General features: G+C 49.5%; 12 protein-coding genes. 3 read left to right on the top strand and 9 right to left on the bottom strand.

Annotated elements, in window-relative coordinates:
* Nucleotides 1-42: 42 nt before the first annotated feature.
* On the top strand, nt 43-1,074 hold the full coding sequence (locus ACO0LH_RS18190) for a LysR family transcriptional regulator (RefSeq protein WP_422942542.1): 1,032 nt from the start codon (nt 43-45) through the stop codon (nt 1,072-1,074).
* A 50-nt stretch (nt 1,075-1,124) separates the two neighbouring features.
* Here the strand turns inward: ACO0LH_RS18190 and ACO0LH_RS18185 are convergent, their stop codons facing one another.
* A complete protein-coding gene (locus ACO0LH_RS18185; protein WP_422942541.1) occupies nt 1,125-1,598 on the bottom strand; it encodes a nuclear transport factor 2 family protein in 474 nt (157 codons plus the stop codon).
* 179 nt (nt 1,599-1,777) lie between these two features.
* On the opposite strand from ACO0LH_RS18185, the gene ACO0LH_RS18180 reads away from it, so the two are divergent.
* The gene (locus ACO0LH_RS18180) at nt 1,778-2,644 is read left to right on the top strand and encodes a LysR family transcriptional regulator (protein WP_422942540.1); all 867 of its coding nucleotides are present in this window, start codon (nt 1,778-1,780) and stop codon (nt 2,642-2,644) included.
* A 141-nt stretch (nt 2,645-2,785) separates the two neighbouring features.
* On the opposite strand, the gene ACO0LH_RS18175 is transcribed toward ACO0LH_RS18180, so the two are convergent.
* The 7 genes from ACO0LH_RS18175 to ACO0LH_RS18145 form a co-directional block, all read right to left on the bottom strand.
* Nucleotides 2,786-4,723, bottom strand: a complete 1,938-nt coding sequence (locus ACO0LH_RS18175) for a peptidase M61 (protein ID WP_422942539.1) — start codon at nt 4,721-4,723, stop codon at nt 2,786-2,788.
* A gap of 212 nt (nt 4,724-4,935) precedes the next feature.
* Nucleotides 4,936-5,682, bottom strand: coding sequence for an SDR family oxidoreductase (locus ACO0LH_RS18170; protein WP_422942538.1), 747 nt, complete (start codon nt 5,680-5,682; stop codon nt 4,936-4,938).
* Between the two features lie 161 nt (nt 5,683-5,843).
* Entirely contained in the window at nt 5,844-9,020 is a 3,177-nt protein-coding gene (locus tag ACO0LH_RS18165; RefSeq protein ID WP_422942537.1) for a di-heme oxidoredictase family protein, read from the bottom strand.
* 934 nt (nt 9,021-9,954) lie between these two features.
* Nucleotides 9,955-10,278, bottom strand: a complete 324-nt coding sequence (locus ACO0LH_RS18160) for a 4Fe-4S binding protein (RefSeq protein WP_422942536.1) — start codon at nt 10,276-10,278, stop codon at nt 9,955-9,957.
* Between the two features lie 116 nt (nt 10,279-10,394).
* Nucleotides 10,395-10,703 carry a hypothetical protein gene (locus ACO0LH_RS18155; RefSeq protein ID WP_422942535.1) on the bottom strand — a complete coding sequence of 103 codons (309 nt, stop codon included), beginning with the start codon at nt 10,701-10,703 and terminating at the stop codon, nt 10,395-10,397.
* 15 nt (nt 10,704-10,718) lie between these two features.
* Nucleotides 10,719-11,261, bottom strand: a complete 543-nt coding sequence (locus tag ACO0LH_RS18150; protein ID WP_422942534.1) for an RNA polymerase sigma factor — start codon at nt 11,259-11,261, stop codon at nt 10,719-10,721.
* A gap of 201 nt (nt 11,262-11,462) precedes the next feature.
* Nucleotides 11,463-14,210, bottom strand: a complete 2,748-nt coding sequence (locus ACO0LH_RS18145) for a PAS domain S-box protein (RefSeq protein WP_422942533.1) — start codon at nt 14,208-14,210, stop codon at nt 11,463-11,465.
* Between the two features lie 316 nt (nt 14,211-14,526).
* Here ACO0LH_RS18145 and ACO0LH_RS18140 point away from each other — a divergent pair, with 316 nt between their 5' ends.
* Complete coding sequence (locus ACO0LH_RS18140) at nt 14,527-15,177, top strand: response regulator (protein WP_422942532.1); 651 nt, start codon at nt 14,527-14,529, stop codon at nt 15,175-15,177.
* A 57-nt stretch (nt 15,178-15,234) separates the two neighbouring features.
* On the opposite strand, the gene maiA is transcribed toward ACO0LH_RS18140, so the two are convergent.
* On the bottom strand, nt 15,235-15,891 hold the full coding sequence (maiA, locus tag ACO0LH_RS18135; protein WP_422942531.1) for a maleylacetoacetate isomerase: 657 nt from the start codon (nt 15,889-15,891) through the stop codon (nt 15,235-15,237).
* Nucleotides 15,892-15,899 lie beyond the last annotated feature (8 nt).

The raw sequence follows: 15,899 nt of genomic DNA, 5'->3' as shown, positions 1-15,899 counted from the left end.
AATTAGTCATGTAATACGGCAGGTCTTATCAAGGAGTCCGTAATGGATCGCTTTCAAGCAATGCAGGTATTCACCCGTGTGGTGGATTCGAACAGTTTTACCAGGGCCGCTGATAGCCTGGGCTTGCCACGTACTACTGTGACTACGACTATCCAGAGCCTGGAAAGCCTGTTGCAGGTGCGCTTGCTGAACCGCACCACACGCCGACTGAGCCTGACACCAGACGGCGCGGCTTACTACGAACGTTGCGTACGCATACTGGCAGATGTTGATGAGACAGAATCTTCTTTCCAGAACGTCGCACGCGGGCCGAAAGGCCAGTTGCGCATCGACGTACCGGCATCGATAGGCAGGTTGATCTTGCTACCTCAAGTCTGCGAGTTTTATGAGCGGTATCCTGACATCAAACTCGTCATGGGCATGGGTGACCGTATGGTGGACATGGTGCAGGAAGCGGTTGACTGCGTGATACGCGTTGGTGAATTACAGGATTCCAGCATGGTCGCCCGGCGCATAGGCACTTTCCAGAGCATCACCTGCGCTGCCCCCGCCTATCTTGACCTGCATGGTGAGCCACAAACCTTAGAGGATTTGCAGCACCACCAGGCGGTACATTATTTTTCCAGCCGCACGGGCCGTAACCTTGACTGGGATTTCATCGTCGATGGCAAAACCATTGATGTCACCGTCAATGGCAAAATCTCTGTCAATGATTCTGAAGCCTATATCGCTTGCGCACTCAAGGGCTTTGGGCTGATACAGGCACCGCGTTTCATGCTGATGCCGCATCTGCAATCTGGCGCATTGCGTGAGGTATTACCACAATGGACACCTGCCCCCATGCCTATCTCGGTGGTCTACCTGGCCAACCGGCATTTGTCACCGAAGGTGCGTGCCTTTGTTGACTGGGTAGCAGAATTGTTTCCACGTTGCCCGCTGTTTAGCGGACGCGATGCAGAATTCCTGAGTGGGCTCGGTGAATGTGCGTTCGCTGGCAAACCCGATCAGCGCCACACTGGAAACACCTTACGTGCAGTGCTGGAGCAGCAGAATATCGCTGAAACTGTATTTTAAGTTTTCATTGTTGCGAATATCTTCCAGCACAGATCTGGGCTGATGCAGGCTTACTCCAGCGGCAGCGGCCTTACTGTATAAAACTCACTGGCTATCTTCCAGTGACCATTAGTCTTCAAAAGCTGTAGCAGTTTCCAGCCAAAGCCACCCTTTTGCGTGCCGGCTTCTTTGGTGATGAAATCCAGTGATACTTGCGCAAGCGCACCATCCTGATTGATTTTGACATTGAAAAATGCCTGCTCAAGCTTTCTGCCACTACCAAAAACACTTTCGCGAAAATCCGCATAGCGACGGGTATCCAGCGTATCGCTGTTGTTGACGATATCAGGAACGCCACGCACCGCCATGAACGGTACTTTATCATCCAATAGCAAGGTGGCAAATGTCTTGCCGTCGCCAGTACTGACTGACGTAGTATAGGCACTGAGCAAGCGCTCGATAGCCAGCTTGTCTTCAGCGCTGCCAACGTAATGTGATTGAAAATCAATGTGGGATGAAACAGTTGCGGTAGCAGGATAGCTCATGGTCATTGTGCTTGCGAGAGTCATGGTGAAAAGTAGAATGAAGGAGATGGGGAAATTAATTTCATTGCGTGCGTTCATTCAAGAAGGCTTATTGATCTACTATAGAGTGACGACACCCATTAATAAATCGAATATTCATAATGCCAGACATTACAAAACCTAATGATTGAATACTCATCATGAAAAACCTCGATATAGGCTTGCTAAGAACTTTTTTGCATGTGGCAGAGACCCGCAGCATGACCTTTGCCGCGCAAAGGCTGCACATGACGCAAGGTGCTGTCAGCCAGCAAATCAAGCGGCTGGAAGAAGTACTCGACAGACGGATACTGGATAGAGGCAAAACCGGTGTCACCCTCACCCCTGAAGGTGAATTATTGCTTATGAAGGCACGTACGCTGGTAGAAATGAATGACAGCATATTGGCAACACTGGCAATCACCGAAGTCGCAGGCATAGTAAGGATAGGCGTGCCACATGACCTGATGGTCATGCACTTGCCGAATATCCTGCCTGCATTTGTCAAAGCCTACCCCCTGGTAGAGATCTCCCTGTTAGCAGGTTCATCCACTGAACTGATCAGGAGTTTTGATAGTGGTTTGCTCGATCTTGCTATCCTGGAAGAGCCAGCTACCCACGCCCAGGGCGAGCTATTGGCAATGGAAAGACCAGTCTGGGCAGGCAAAAAAGATGGTGGTGCCTGGCAAAAACGACCATTACCGATCTGCCTGGTATCAGAAACCTGCGTCTTCAAACCCACGGTATTGCGCGAACTCGCCAGGGCCAGCATAGACTGGCGCAATGTCGTCGACTACCCCAGCATGGAAGCCATTACCGCCACCGTACAGGCAGATCTGGCAGTAACAGCCCTGCTGCCATCGACCGTGCCGCCTGGGCTGGACATACTGGGTGAAGAGGCTGGCTTGCCAGTGCTGGATGAATTTGCCATAAGCCTGCGCATACCAGCACATGGCATCAGTGCTGCCAGTCTAGCACTGGCGGATGCGATACGGAGTGCTTATGCGGCTGGAGAGGCAGGCTGTTGACGTGTTTTAAATGCTAGAAACAGGCAGGCAAACTTTGTAGGTAAATTGAACGGAGCCCGGTTCATAAGTGGGGCTGGAAAACCGTAGCCCAACTTACCAAACCCAGCTCTACCTACGATGAAGATTGAAACTCAACAAGCTTCACCCACCAACATAAACAGGCAAACTCAACAAACCATCAAGCCGGTCTATCGTGCCGGGAATACGTTCCAGGCGCGGGTAGCGCAATGAGTCTGTGTAGTTGATACTGACAGTGCGAGGTTTTCCATCGGCCATGAAAGTCAGCGCTATCGCTTCCTTCGATACTGCTGCCGCCTTGATTGCCTGTTTTAGTGCAACATCCGAATATACTTCCTTGCCGACATTCAGCAAGCGCGTACCCAGGCTGATGCCAGCTTGAAAGGCAGGGCCTTCCCATGTCACACTATTGACTACACCCTTGCCATTGACTATCAAGCCCAGCGAATGAGAAAAATCCGTCGCGCCTGTATCGGCTTCCATTTTCGTGAAATAGTCCGTCGGTTCATCCGTGTAAATCAGGAGGTAGCCGCTACGTGTCAGGCCGTCAAGTACGTGGCTGGCATCATGGGCTTGCAGGCGTGTGGTGAAATAGGCAGCCCAGTCGTAAGGCACCAACTTGTTCAGGCCTTTGCAGATATCAGCAAAGGTATAGGTGCTGATTGCACTCGTCGCTTTGCCCCCGCCAAAGAACTTGCCAGCAAAATCAACTAAGCCTGTTTTGCCGGATGAGCGCTCACGCATCAGCATCTCTACATCCAGCCACAGCATCACGCCTTCGACATAATAATCTTCACGGCGCTGCCAGTCGCGCCAGCGCACTGCGGCCTTGCCACCCGCCATATAGATGGGATCAATAGTGCTGTCTTGCAGTGATTTCCATTGTCTGCCCACGCGGGCGCTGACAAACGCAGCATCCATCGCCAGCGCTTCCAGGCTTTGCTGGCGTGTCATGAAACCCAGGTGCGATGTCAGTATGCGCCCCCAGAATTCAGCCTGCCCCTCATACATCCACAGCAGGCTGCCACGCATGGGCAGGTTCAGATTAGGGGTCCATAAATCGGCAGGCTGACGAAAACGACCATTCCAGGCATGGGTATATTCATGTGGATGAAGACTGGCAATGCGTAATTGTGCGTCGGCGTTGGTAAAAAAATCTGCCGGCAGATTAATCTCTGTCGACTCAGAATGTTCGGCACCACCGCCAGAAAATACCGTATCCGACAATGTCACCAGAAAATCAAAATGCGGATAAGGCTGCCCCTTGAACAGCTTAGGAACAGCCAACACCATGGCCTGGTACTTGGCCAGAAATTCTGGGGTGATGGCGATAGCAGCTTCCGTATCACCTACCATATTCAAGCGTATGGGCACAACCGCACCGGTAGCCGTGAGCTCTACGCGTTTGAAATACCTTCCTGCATACACAGGCGCATCCATCAGTTTTTCAACACTTGTCTGTTTAAAGCTGATCTGGTTGCCATTGACTGCATCGCTATCCAGCGACGTAGCAAATTGAAAGCCCTTCGGCAGAGTGAGGGAGGCGGTGCTGGCAATATTGCGCAGATACCAACCCGCCGGATACAGCGCCAGCCTGGACCATTGCAACTTCAATATATCCGGCGACAAGCCACGGCTGGCTGGCAGTATCTGGAATTCCAGCCTGAGCTCACGCGCATTTTTTGGCACAGTGATATGAAAGGCATACGGATTCACCGTATCACGCTGCCATTCCAGCCTTGTGTTACCCGCCATGATGCTCAAGCCTGCGAGGTCGGCGACCGTTTGCGTGGCTGCATGGCTGGCAGTTTCCCACTCGGGATATAGCAAAACCATGTCGCCACTTTTTTGCACAGGTATGCTTTGCCGCACACGGATAATCTTGTGCACAGTATCTGATGCATCCACGTCCAGTTTCATGACACCATGAAATATCCTGTCACGTGGTGCTTCTATCTGCGGCGTTGGCGCTGCTGGCCTGGGGCCAGTGCCAGCTTGTACTGGCTGTGAAAAAGCGATCTGTGACAAGGTGAAAATGAAGGCGGGCAGTATTTTAGTCATGGGCAATCTGTTAACGGTAAATCTCAGGCTGTGTTGGCAAATGCAGATATATGCCTATTGAAACGGTGCTTGCTCTGCATTTTTTTATTTCGCTTCCTCACATGAAAGAGTTCAGCTCTTCCATCACTATAATTCTATGTCGTCGGAATGTGTGCGTGTAAAACGCCGCGAACTTTTGTACCGCTGTCTTTTCCTATCTCCGTTTTTCAAACTTAGACAAACATCCCACCCTCATCCGCATCGAGTATCACCGACAAAGTAATATGCCGCGGACGGGTCAGCGCAAACAAGACTGCATCTATTACGTCTTTGCTCGTCGCACGCCCCCCTTTCTTGCGGTCTTGCACTGCATCCCATTCGGGCTGCTTCGGCATGACATCATCAAGATAAGGCGGATGCACGATGATAGATCTGATGGGTGTGCCACTCAGCATTTGCCTGAAGCCATCTGCCAGACCCGCCTGCGCATGCTTGGCAGCATAAAATGGTACAGACACGCTTTGCATCCGTGCATTTGCTAAGCCGCTGATCGAACCTATGGTGAGAATATCTGCACCGCTCGATAGTCTCAACAGCGGTAACAAACCCTGGGTAAATAAAAAAGTACCTGTGACAGCAGAATTAATCACACCCAGCACTTCAGCAGCCGTATAGGCTCCGTCTCTGGCTTGCAGCCACATGGCACCATTGTTGATGAGCAGGTCAATATGCGCGTGCGATTTGATGATCGTATCAACGGCATCTTGTACGCTCTGCACATCGGCCAGATCGGTTTCTACACATATCGGATTTTCGCGTCTCATGCCTTGTATGATGCTGGCAGTATCCTTGAGTTGTGCAAGATTGCGGCCACATAAAATCACTTTACAGCCTGCCTCTGCCAATGAAATCGCCAGCGCAGCCCCCAGGCCCCGTCCTGCGCCAGTGATCACCGCGATTTTCCCAGCAAGACTAGTCATGCATGCTCCTCACGAATTTCCACATTATTTCCCCATTAATGCGGGAGAAACTATACATGAGTCTTATCACCCACGCAGAGCGCCTGCAAAGAAAAACGGCTGTTGAACATGCCTCTGTTCAGCAGCCGTTTTACAAAATAATGCTGGTTGATTACAAGGATTTACAAAGACTTCAGGAAAGCCAGTACTGCATCACGGTCCGTTTTTGACAGGGCTTCAAAACGCTGGCGGGCTTTATCTGCTTCGCCCCCGTGCCAGAGTATGGCCTCAGTCAGGTTACGGGCGCGGCCATCATGCAGGTAGCCGACCTTGCTGCTGTTACCCATGACTTTGTCGGTATAACCTATGCCCCACAAAGGCGAGGTGCGCCACATATTGCCCAGTGCCTGGCCTTCCACCAGTTTATCCGCCAGACCTGACCCCATGTCGTGCAACAGCAAATCAGTGTAGGGTTTGATGGTTTGATTGCGCAATTCAGCCAGCAAGTGACCTGAACCTGTTTTCATCTCTACGGTATGGCAAGCTGCACAGCGCATACCCTGGAAGAGTTTGGCGCCAGCACTGACCTGCTGCGCGTCGACGCGGTGTTCGTCCAGTGGTGCAACGCCTTTCGGGAAACCACTGGCAATACTGCGTTGAGCAGGCACTGCGACCAAAGCCAGATAACGCGAGATGGATTGCAGATCTGTTTCTGACAAGCCTTGCTGGCGCACGGCAGAGGCGCAGGTGGCAGGGTCGGTCGTGCAGCTACGGTTAGGGTAAGGAGTCGAAGTCACTGCCATATCCTGTAACAACGCGGCAGCAGCCTGATGACGCAATGTTGCTTTCGAAGCCTTCCAGCCAAAACGCCCCAGGCGAACTGCGCCAGTTTCAGGCTCGAAGACAAAGTTGGCCACGCCAATGACGCCATCTGCGTCTGGTGCAGTGCGTGCCCGCGCCAGTATGTCTGCTTCAGGTATGGCTTCAAGCAAACCCATGCCTATCATGGGCTGTGCGGCACGTAATGAATAAATGCTTGGCACTGCCCCTTCAAAGGCCAGCGTTGGTTTACGCAATTCAACTGAGCTGCCATCTGCCAGTTTGACAGTGCTGGTTTCGAATCCGGCAACATTGACATTGTTGCCCCAGTTTTGCGGTATACCAGTACTGGAAAAAGCATTCATCTGCACCGCACTGCCATACTGCGGATGGGGTAATTGCTGCCCAGCTGCATTCAGCGTCGCCACACGCACGGACATACTGTCCAGACGCTGGTTAATGGCTGTAGGTGCCGGGCTGCGGCCATTATTGACGTGACAGGCTATGCAGGCTGACTGATTGAAACGTGGCCCCTGCAAACCCACTGCCTGCAAATAGCGGTCATTACCTGGTTCATTGTGATCACCGGTGGTGAAATTGGTATGTACCAGACGCCGTCCTTCAACAAAGCGCTGGATATTCTGCATACCTGCATTGTTATGCGGCTGCTGGAACATGAACAAACCATTATCGGAATAGTTGTATGACACCGAGCCTTGTCCACCGGATAAAGTCTCAACCGGCAAGGGTACCGAGTTCAGTCGTGGCTGCACACCATACCAGGGTTTCAGACCGGCACCGACGACGTAAATCCATTCAGATGAATAATAACGCACCCCGCCGCTATCGCCTTTGGCTGCCATGCCATCCGGTGTTGAAAACATCGATGGCGACACTTCGATTACATCACCTACCACCAGGGCGCGTCCTGGCACATCTTTACCATTCGGGAAGCCATTCGCATCCAGGTCGCCATGACCAGGATAATCCTTCACGCGCAGGGTACAAGCACCATTGATACCATCCGGGGTATTGAGCTTGCCATTGGCCGGATAAGGAACCGGCTTGCAAATACTGACATTGCGATCGACCAGTTCACCTGGATTCATCCAGCCATAGCCAGTCACACCCGGGCGGTCGAACGCGCGGAAGAATGCCACACCGCCAGGTAAAAAGTCCACCGTATTGTACTGATTGACGATCAAGGTTGGCTTGGTCACACCAGCCACGCGACTGTTATCGATGATCTCAAAACCCCAGGTACGGTTCTTGAAATACTGGGCAACGAAAGTCAGGTAATTTCCCGGCCCTTTATCAACAGGCAGGCCTGTGGCAGCATCAACAGTATCGTTGGGGCCATAGCCGATTTCATTCCATTCTTCACCACGCTCGCGGCCATGACGAGCCAGGCCACGAGCACCGAAACGTGTCACCAGCGTACCATCAGCCAGTGTGAATTGCAGGGTTTCAAGCGGTTCTGCAGATGCAGGCAATGGCGCCAGGTTGCTGCCGTTCACCGGGAATTTCAGTGCTGAAGTAGTTGCATCAGGCAAGGTATTATCACTACCGGGTGTCTTGAATTCAACTTCAAAAAGCGAGTAGCCATATTGGGTAGCACGGGCAACTCCTTGCAGACGTATATAACGGGCATTGGCACCGAGATTGAAAAACTCTTCTGTGCCCCCCTTGCCATTGCTGACATAACGCAATTGCGACCAGTTCTGGCCATCGTCAGATACACGCAGGGCATATTCCTTGCCGTAGGCATTTTCCCAAACCAGTTTCATATAACCGACCGGGGTTTTGACACCAAAGTCGAACTGTATCCAGGCACCATCTTCTGAGGTGCTGCCCCAGCGCGTATTCAATTGGCCATCGATAGCCATTGCAGCAGACATGGCCTGGTTTTCGACTGCTGACGATGTGGCAGCGACGGGCTTGACGGCGACACCGGGCTTGCTCAGATCAACTTGCACTGGTTGTTGTGGGTCTGTTCCAGGTTGTGTCGTCACCGGAACACCAGAGAATGCCTGGATTTCGATAATAGAATAACCGTATTGCGTCGATCGCTTGATACCCTTCATGCGCAGATAACGGCCCTGTCCATTGAGCCCAGTCAGGTCCTCGGTCCCTCCCTGACTATTATCAACAGTCTTGATCGTTGTCCAGTCACTGTTATTATCAGAAACCTGCAATAAATATTGCGTGGCGTGGGCGTTTTCCCACTCTATGCGCACGCGTGTAATGAGTTGGGATTTACCAAAATCCAGTGTCAGATACTGGTCATCAGTAAATGCACTGCCCCAGCGTGTCGCTTCGTTGTGATCAATGGCGGCAGCCGCAGACAGGTCACCACGCTCCATGGAACTGGCAATTGCGCTTACTGGTGTCAGAGCGGTTTCCGCGGGTGCAGCTTGCGGCGGTGTGGCCATGGGCATATTGCCAGTGCCATTCTGGGCAGCAGGGTCAGCAGTACTGGAACCTCCGCAGCCGGCCAGTTGCAAACAGAGTAGAGATGACGCCAGACAGAGGGTCGTCATGCGAGCAGATATTTTTTTCACGTAAGAACTCCTGGTTTATACGTTTGGTCATTTTGATGATGCTTGTGTGCGGAATCTTTTTGAAATTCCCGACATATGCTTTTGAATGCACACGGATATGGTGCAGCGTAATGACCTAACAGTGGATGTCTTTGCTTGTCGAAGCGCCACAGTACCTAGTTGACATGCAGCTTGCAAGCCATCAAAAGCAGGATGCACATTGACTGACAATGCATTGAATGCGCTCTAAAATGAGGCGTGGTTTATTTCAATTTTTGTCAGTGCACTGACAGATTTGGTCACTTCCGCCCCCGCGCAATAATTACCCTTAATGCAAGATGCAGCCTTCAAATGGAAACTTTTCCATTTTTTGACGTTTTTATTCAATGATGAACATGCATTCGAATATCAAGACCGATGCTTGCTCTCATACAAGATGAATGCGGGCATGGAAGACGTGTTTATGAGGCATATTCATTTTGCATTGCCAAAAGAACGAAGAGGCTTGGCACTTCGTACTACATCCATAAAATGAGAATGGCGGATGGCAGGTAGCACTGATGAACAGAAATAAGAGATCGGTGAATCAACACTAATACCACTAACAATAACAACTTGAACTGGTGACAAAAAATGGCAACAAGATGTCAACATTCAATCCCATTCAGGCAATTTTTGCACACAAAATAAAGTGGTATTGTCGCTTGCCTTATTTATGACAAAAAAGTCAGAAACAAATTGACGTTGTTGTTACATAAAATTACAAATGATGCAGACTGAAAAGAGCTACAAACGACACTTTGCGACACTTAATTGAAATCAATACCCCGTCATTTCAGATAGACTTAAAATCAGGTACCTGACTATCTGGTGTTGTTGTACCACGCAGAAAAAAAGATAAAACAGTGGGGTGGTATCACTATAAAAGTCACCATCAGCGGGGCTCCGGCTCGTGTACTTCTGCACGAAGACGAGAGGGCGAACTTAAGCTGATCGCCTTTTCCGGACAAGCTGTCACACATAAGCCACAGGCCCGGCAAGCATCCGTGTTTGGCGTATAGGCCACTTGCATGCCATGTAAACGCAGTTTGATCTGTGCAAGCAAGCCCAGCGCCTTGTAGGCAGGGGTGTCAATGCGGCGTATTTCAAACACATTTTCTGGAAAGACATCAAGGCAATCGCCCTTGCCTTCGCATTTACCGAAATTCACGATGGGGATGAAAAGGCCAGGATCTTGTTTACAGGCTGATGTTTTCATATTTGCAGGTAAATTTTATTTTGATATTTTCCGTGGTGATTTGAATGCGGGCAACGAAACATAGTTCATTGCCCGTATCTCATGACCACCTCTCACTGCATCAATCGCAATGCACTCTATTCGTGATGATGATGCTTCCTGCGCAAATGCATCGCCTGGTGGAATTTCTCGCGCTCTTCGGCCGTCATACTTTCCCAGCGACTGTGATGGATATGTCTATGCCAACCGCCATGACCACGCCAGCCGCCAAACAGGATTTTGCTCAGCACCAGCAAGCCCAATGCGTGCAGGTAACCGATTTCACGGGCACCTGTAAACAATGCAGGCATAAGCCAGTTCCACAACAGCATCACCACACCACTTAAAGCAGCAATGCCAGCCAATACCATCACCCCTATTTTTAATACTCTTAAACGATGAAACATATCTTTACTCCTCTTTCAATTAAATTCGTCTACGATAGTCTGCAAGCGGGTACGTAAAAACAGGACGGCATACCGTTTTCGCGCCAACAAGGTATTCACTCCCACACCAGTTTCTGCTGCCATTTCTTTGAAGCTGCGTCCTTCCAGTTCATGACTGATAAAGGCTTCACGCTGCGTCTGGGGTAATTCTTCCAGAGCGTCGTAGAGCTCTCCTAACAAGACATTGCGTGCATACGCTGCTTCTGGCCCGTCATCAGTCGATGGCAAAACCTTGTCCAGCCATGTCGCGTCATCTTCGTCATCGCCTGACTCTGGCAAGGCCAGCTCTTTCTTTTTACGGAAACGATCAATAATGCGATTGCGTGCCACGCGAAACAGCCATGCACCAACCTGCTCTATCGGTTCTGGCAGGCGATAAGCCTCCACCAGTTCGTAAAACACATCCTGCAAGATATCTTCTGCTTCACTGGCGTCTGCGACGCGTTTGCGTATAAAACTGCCAAGCCGCGCCCGCTCACGCAATACGGTTTCAGTGATGTGATTATCTTGATCAGCCATCAGCTTTTGAGGGGGTGATGTGGTTTCCATACAAGTGTAGACGCATCAGTGTCACAAATATTGTATGGAAAAAATGATTAAAGACTTGACCCTGCATCTTGCAAAATAAACACGCGTTCAGGCAAACAGAGGGAAAGGAATCGCATGAATTTATATTAACTGTTTAAATTAACTAACCGCTATCAAATATGAAGCAGTGCCTTAGCCAGCCAGCGTTAACTCAGGAACAATTTGCGGCGCAACAAGCGGCAAGGTCATGGTAAAAGTAGCGCCATTTCCAGGCGTGCTAAAAAGTTGTATCTCACCGCCCAGGACGCCAGTTACAAGGTTATAAACAATATTCATTCCCAGGCCTGACCCACCCTGCCCCAGTTTGGTGGTAAAAAAGGGATCAAATACTTTTTTCTGGATATTTTCTGTAATGCCTATGCCATTGTCGGAAAAAATAATTTGCACCTGCTGATCTTGAAATAGCTGGGTACATAAACGCATTTCACCACTGGCACGCCCCTCAAATGCATGGGTCAGGGCATTCGTCATGAAATTGGTGATAATTTGACCCAATGGCCCGGGATAACTATCCATCCCTATGCCTGGTGACAATTCAGTCACCAGATTGAAAGCACTTTTTTTATACATGGGTGCAAGCGTAACGATGAGTTCCTCAAGCACTGTCTGCAAATCGAATTGACGCCTTTGGCTGCTCGATTGATCCACCGCGACTTGCTTGAAACTGCCTATCAGTTCACGCGCCATACCCAGGGTACGCATCAACAGTTCAGTTCCATTGCTGGCGTTATCCAGATACTTGTCCAGCGTTGAGCGTTTCAACTTTCCTTCTGTCACATCACGCAGCAACTCCCTGGTTTTATCCTGCAAGGTACTGGCCACGGTGACGCTGTTACCTATCGGCGTGTTGAGTTCATGTGCGACCCCGGCGACGAGCGAGCCCAATGCCGCCATTTTTTCCGAACGGACCAATTCATCTTGCGTATGCCGTAGTGATACCATGGCCGCAGCAAGTTCAGCATTTGCCTGCTCAAGGTTCAGGGTTCTCATTTTGACGCGGTCTTCCAGTTGCGTCGTCATTTCTCGAATTTCCTGCTCTATTTGCACCTGCCTGGTCACATTGAGCAATGAAAAAATGCACATGCGATGGCTACCCATATCGATCAACCTGGCAGACAACAGGAAAATCATTTCTACGCCAGCCTTAGCTTTCAAGCGCACTTCCAGTTGATCGACTTTTTTATTCTGCCTGAGCGCCGTATTAAATTTTTCCCAACCATTTGTATTGCTGGCAAAGCCGAGTTCTACCGTGGTCTGGCCTAACACTTCGTCACGCTCATAACCAAATTCCTTGAGCCAGATATCGTTAACTTCGACAAAACAATTGGTGTGCACATCAACCAGGCCGAGGGGAATTGGCGACAGTTGAAATAAGCTGGCGTATTTACGTTCGTTTTCTCGCAACAAAGATTCAGTCTGAAGACGCGCCGCCTCGGCGCTCAATTCCTGATCAATATTTCTAGATGACAGCAGCAAATAGGTTTCGTTACCAGCTTCAAATTTGGACCCGGATATACGACATTGTGTGACATGCCCCCATTTATGGCGAAAGGCAATTTGTATATTTCTGACTTCGCCATCGCGGACTATCATGGAGATCAGTTCTTCACGTTGCTCTGGCTTTTCCCATAAGTTCAGTTCATTCGACGTCTTCCCGATGACATAATCCCGCGTGTAACCTGAAAGCGGCTCCCAGTTGCGATTCACATCCACATATTCACCGGTCGACATTCTGGTAATCGTCAAAGTGTCAGGTACGAGCTGGAAGACTGTTGAAAGCAATTGCTCGCGCTCCTTCAACTCCCGCTCAGCCTGCTCCTGAAGTTTTTCTACTCTGCGTAGAGCGGTCACGTCTTGCATCGCATAAACGACATAGGGCTCGCTGCCAGCATCAAAGCGGGTGCCTGAAATAAGTACATGGTAATGATGCCCCTGCTTATGGCGATACACCGCTTCAAAATTACTTACTTCGCCATCACGAAACAGGTGCGCCAACATCTCGGCGCGCCGGTCTTTATCTACCCACAAGTTCAGTTCCAGTGAAAAATGACCCAGTGTCTCTTCCCGGGAATAACCAGTAATGGCTTGCCAGTGCCGGTTCACTTCCAGATAGCAGCCATCTTTTTCACGACAGATTGCCAACACATCAGGAACCATTTGAAAAACTTTTTCAAATAAGGTTTCACGCTCTTTTGAGAGTCGCTCAATTTGCTTGCGTTCCAAAATTTCTTGCTGGAGATTTTCATTGATGTCTGCTGCATCGCTTTGCTGACGCAACAATACAGCGAGCAAAAACAGCATGCCTATGGACAAATCAAGAAAGGCAGAAATCTCGAAACCGATAACAGCAAATTCTTGCCTGTCACGGAAAAATGGGAAATCCAGCAGATGCAGGCCTTTAAGGAAAATCAACCCGCCCAGCACTACATGGCCTGGTGCCGGTCTTTTAGCCGGCACGCGCCAAAAAGTCAGTGCCGCCGCGACTAACAATCCACCCGCAAAAAAGTAAACGGGAAGCATGCGCCAGAATGGTGTCATCCCCGTTGAAAATGCCATCAGCAACCATAAAACAGCCAGAGAAAAAGCAAGCATGACCGGCATGACATATACAGTCACGGCATGAAAAATTCTAGTGCCTGCCCATAGAAAACAGATATACCCAAGCATGAAGATATCGGCACCGACGGCAAACAAGGGATTGTGCGTTTCCATCAACAAACTGCAGGCATGACGGGCAGCCAGGCAAGCATAGGCCAGAGCCCAGCATCGTGTAGTGCGGACCAGTACATTCAAATGCTGCATATACAACAGCACGAACATGATCAAAGCCGAAGCAACCAGTGATGTCGATATCGCTGCGGGAAGGTAAATTGACGACATATATATCCTGATTCGCTACCTAACTCCGGGGCATGTTGACAACAGGAAGTAAAAACCTTGCAAGATGAATGATCTTAGCTATTAAAAAACTAATTTGACCAATACTTTACCCGCAAAACATCGTGTTTTACACATTTTAATTGAATACCGTGCCCATAGCGTAAGCAGGCTGTAAGCTGAAATCGATATACACTAGTGGGCACGACTTTAATAATCATTATTTAACAGTTTTCAATTTTTTGAACTTGATTATGCTGGCTGCTTCACATAAGATTGAATGGTAAGTAAGTCAATTCAAGCAACAGGGAGCACACTGATGAAGAATCAATACAGTAGAACACCCGGCTTGTTACAAAACGATCTTTATGTCGCCAGCATGGTTTGCGATGTTCTGGCGAAAAATGAAAGATTAACGGGTTCTGGATTTTTTTACTGTCTGGGAAAAGATTTTATATCCGATGGCGCACTGGGCACCAATCAGGACGACGATATCATTGATTTTATAGACGAAGATGATAATGCGTTGCAGCCCAAGATAGCGCTACATCCATGGAAAATCCTGATTGCTGATGATGACAGCAATGTCCATGACACGACACTGTTAGCTTTAAGTGATGTCAAGATTCATGGCAGGCCATTGGAATTTGTTCATGCTTATTCTGCCAGGGAAGCACGTGCCATCATTACTGCAAACCAGGATATTGCTCTGGTCTTGCTTGATGTTGTCATGGAAACGGTTGATGCCGGCTTAAAATTGGTGAATATCATCCGCAACGAAATGGGGCTGACCAATCTGCGTATCGTTTTGCGTACAGGTCAACCCGGCTATGCTCCGGAACAACAGGTTAGCGAGGCCCTGGCAATCGATGGTTATACAACCAAATCCAAGCTCACCCGTTCATTGCTGATTTCAGTGTTAAACGACACGCTGGCAAATTCTTATGACAACCCTGAATTGTCGAATTGAATTGAGCCGGATTCATTTTAGTTCAACACATTAAAAGACCTCTTCAGAGGTCTTTTTTTATTCTGCGTCTGCTTGATTGGCAGGTGCTGCACGTACGAATGCAGGGTGTTCAATACAGGCCTGGTGAATTCGCATCAGCACAGGCATACCAGACAAGTCGCAATTGAAACGCTGGGCGTTGGCAATTTGTGGCACCAGAAAACAATCTGCCAGTCCCGGCGTATCACCGAAACAAAAGCGCCCTGCCTGTGGCGCCAAAGCCAATTTCTGCTCCAGTATTGCCAGACCCGCGACACACCAATGACGATACCATGCATTTTTCTGTTCATCGCTGACGTGCAGTGTGCCGGACAGGTATTTCAAGACACGTAAATTATTAACCGGATGAATTTCGCAAGCAATGGACAATGCCAGTGCGCGTACGTGGGCACGTTGCAAAGGATGTGCAGGCAACAGACTGATTTCTGGATAGACCTCGTCAAGATATTCAATGATCGCCAGCGATTGGGTCAGGGTTGCAGCTTCACCATCGAAACTGTCTTGCAATGCTGGCACCAGGGTATCGGGGTTAAGCGCACGATAGGCTTCGGAAAATTGTTCGCCCCCATTTTTAACCAGATGAACGGCAACCTGTTCATAATCAAGCCCCTTCAGATTCAAGGCTATCCTGACACGATAAGAAGCTGAACTGCGGAAGTAACCATAAAGTTTCATATTATTTT

The sequence above is a fragment of the Undibacterium sp. TJN19 genome (assembly GCF_049339485.1).
Classification (GTDB): Bacteria; Pseudomonadota; Gammaproteobacteria; order Burkholderiales; family Burkholderiaceae_D; genus Undibacterium.
This window is presented reverse-complemented; position numbering and strand designations above follow the sequence as displayed.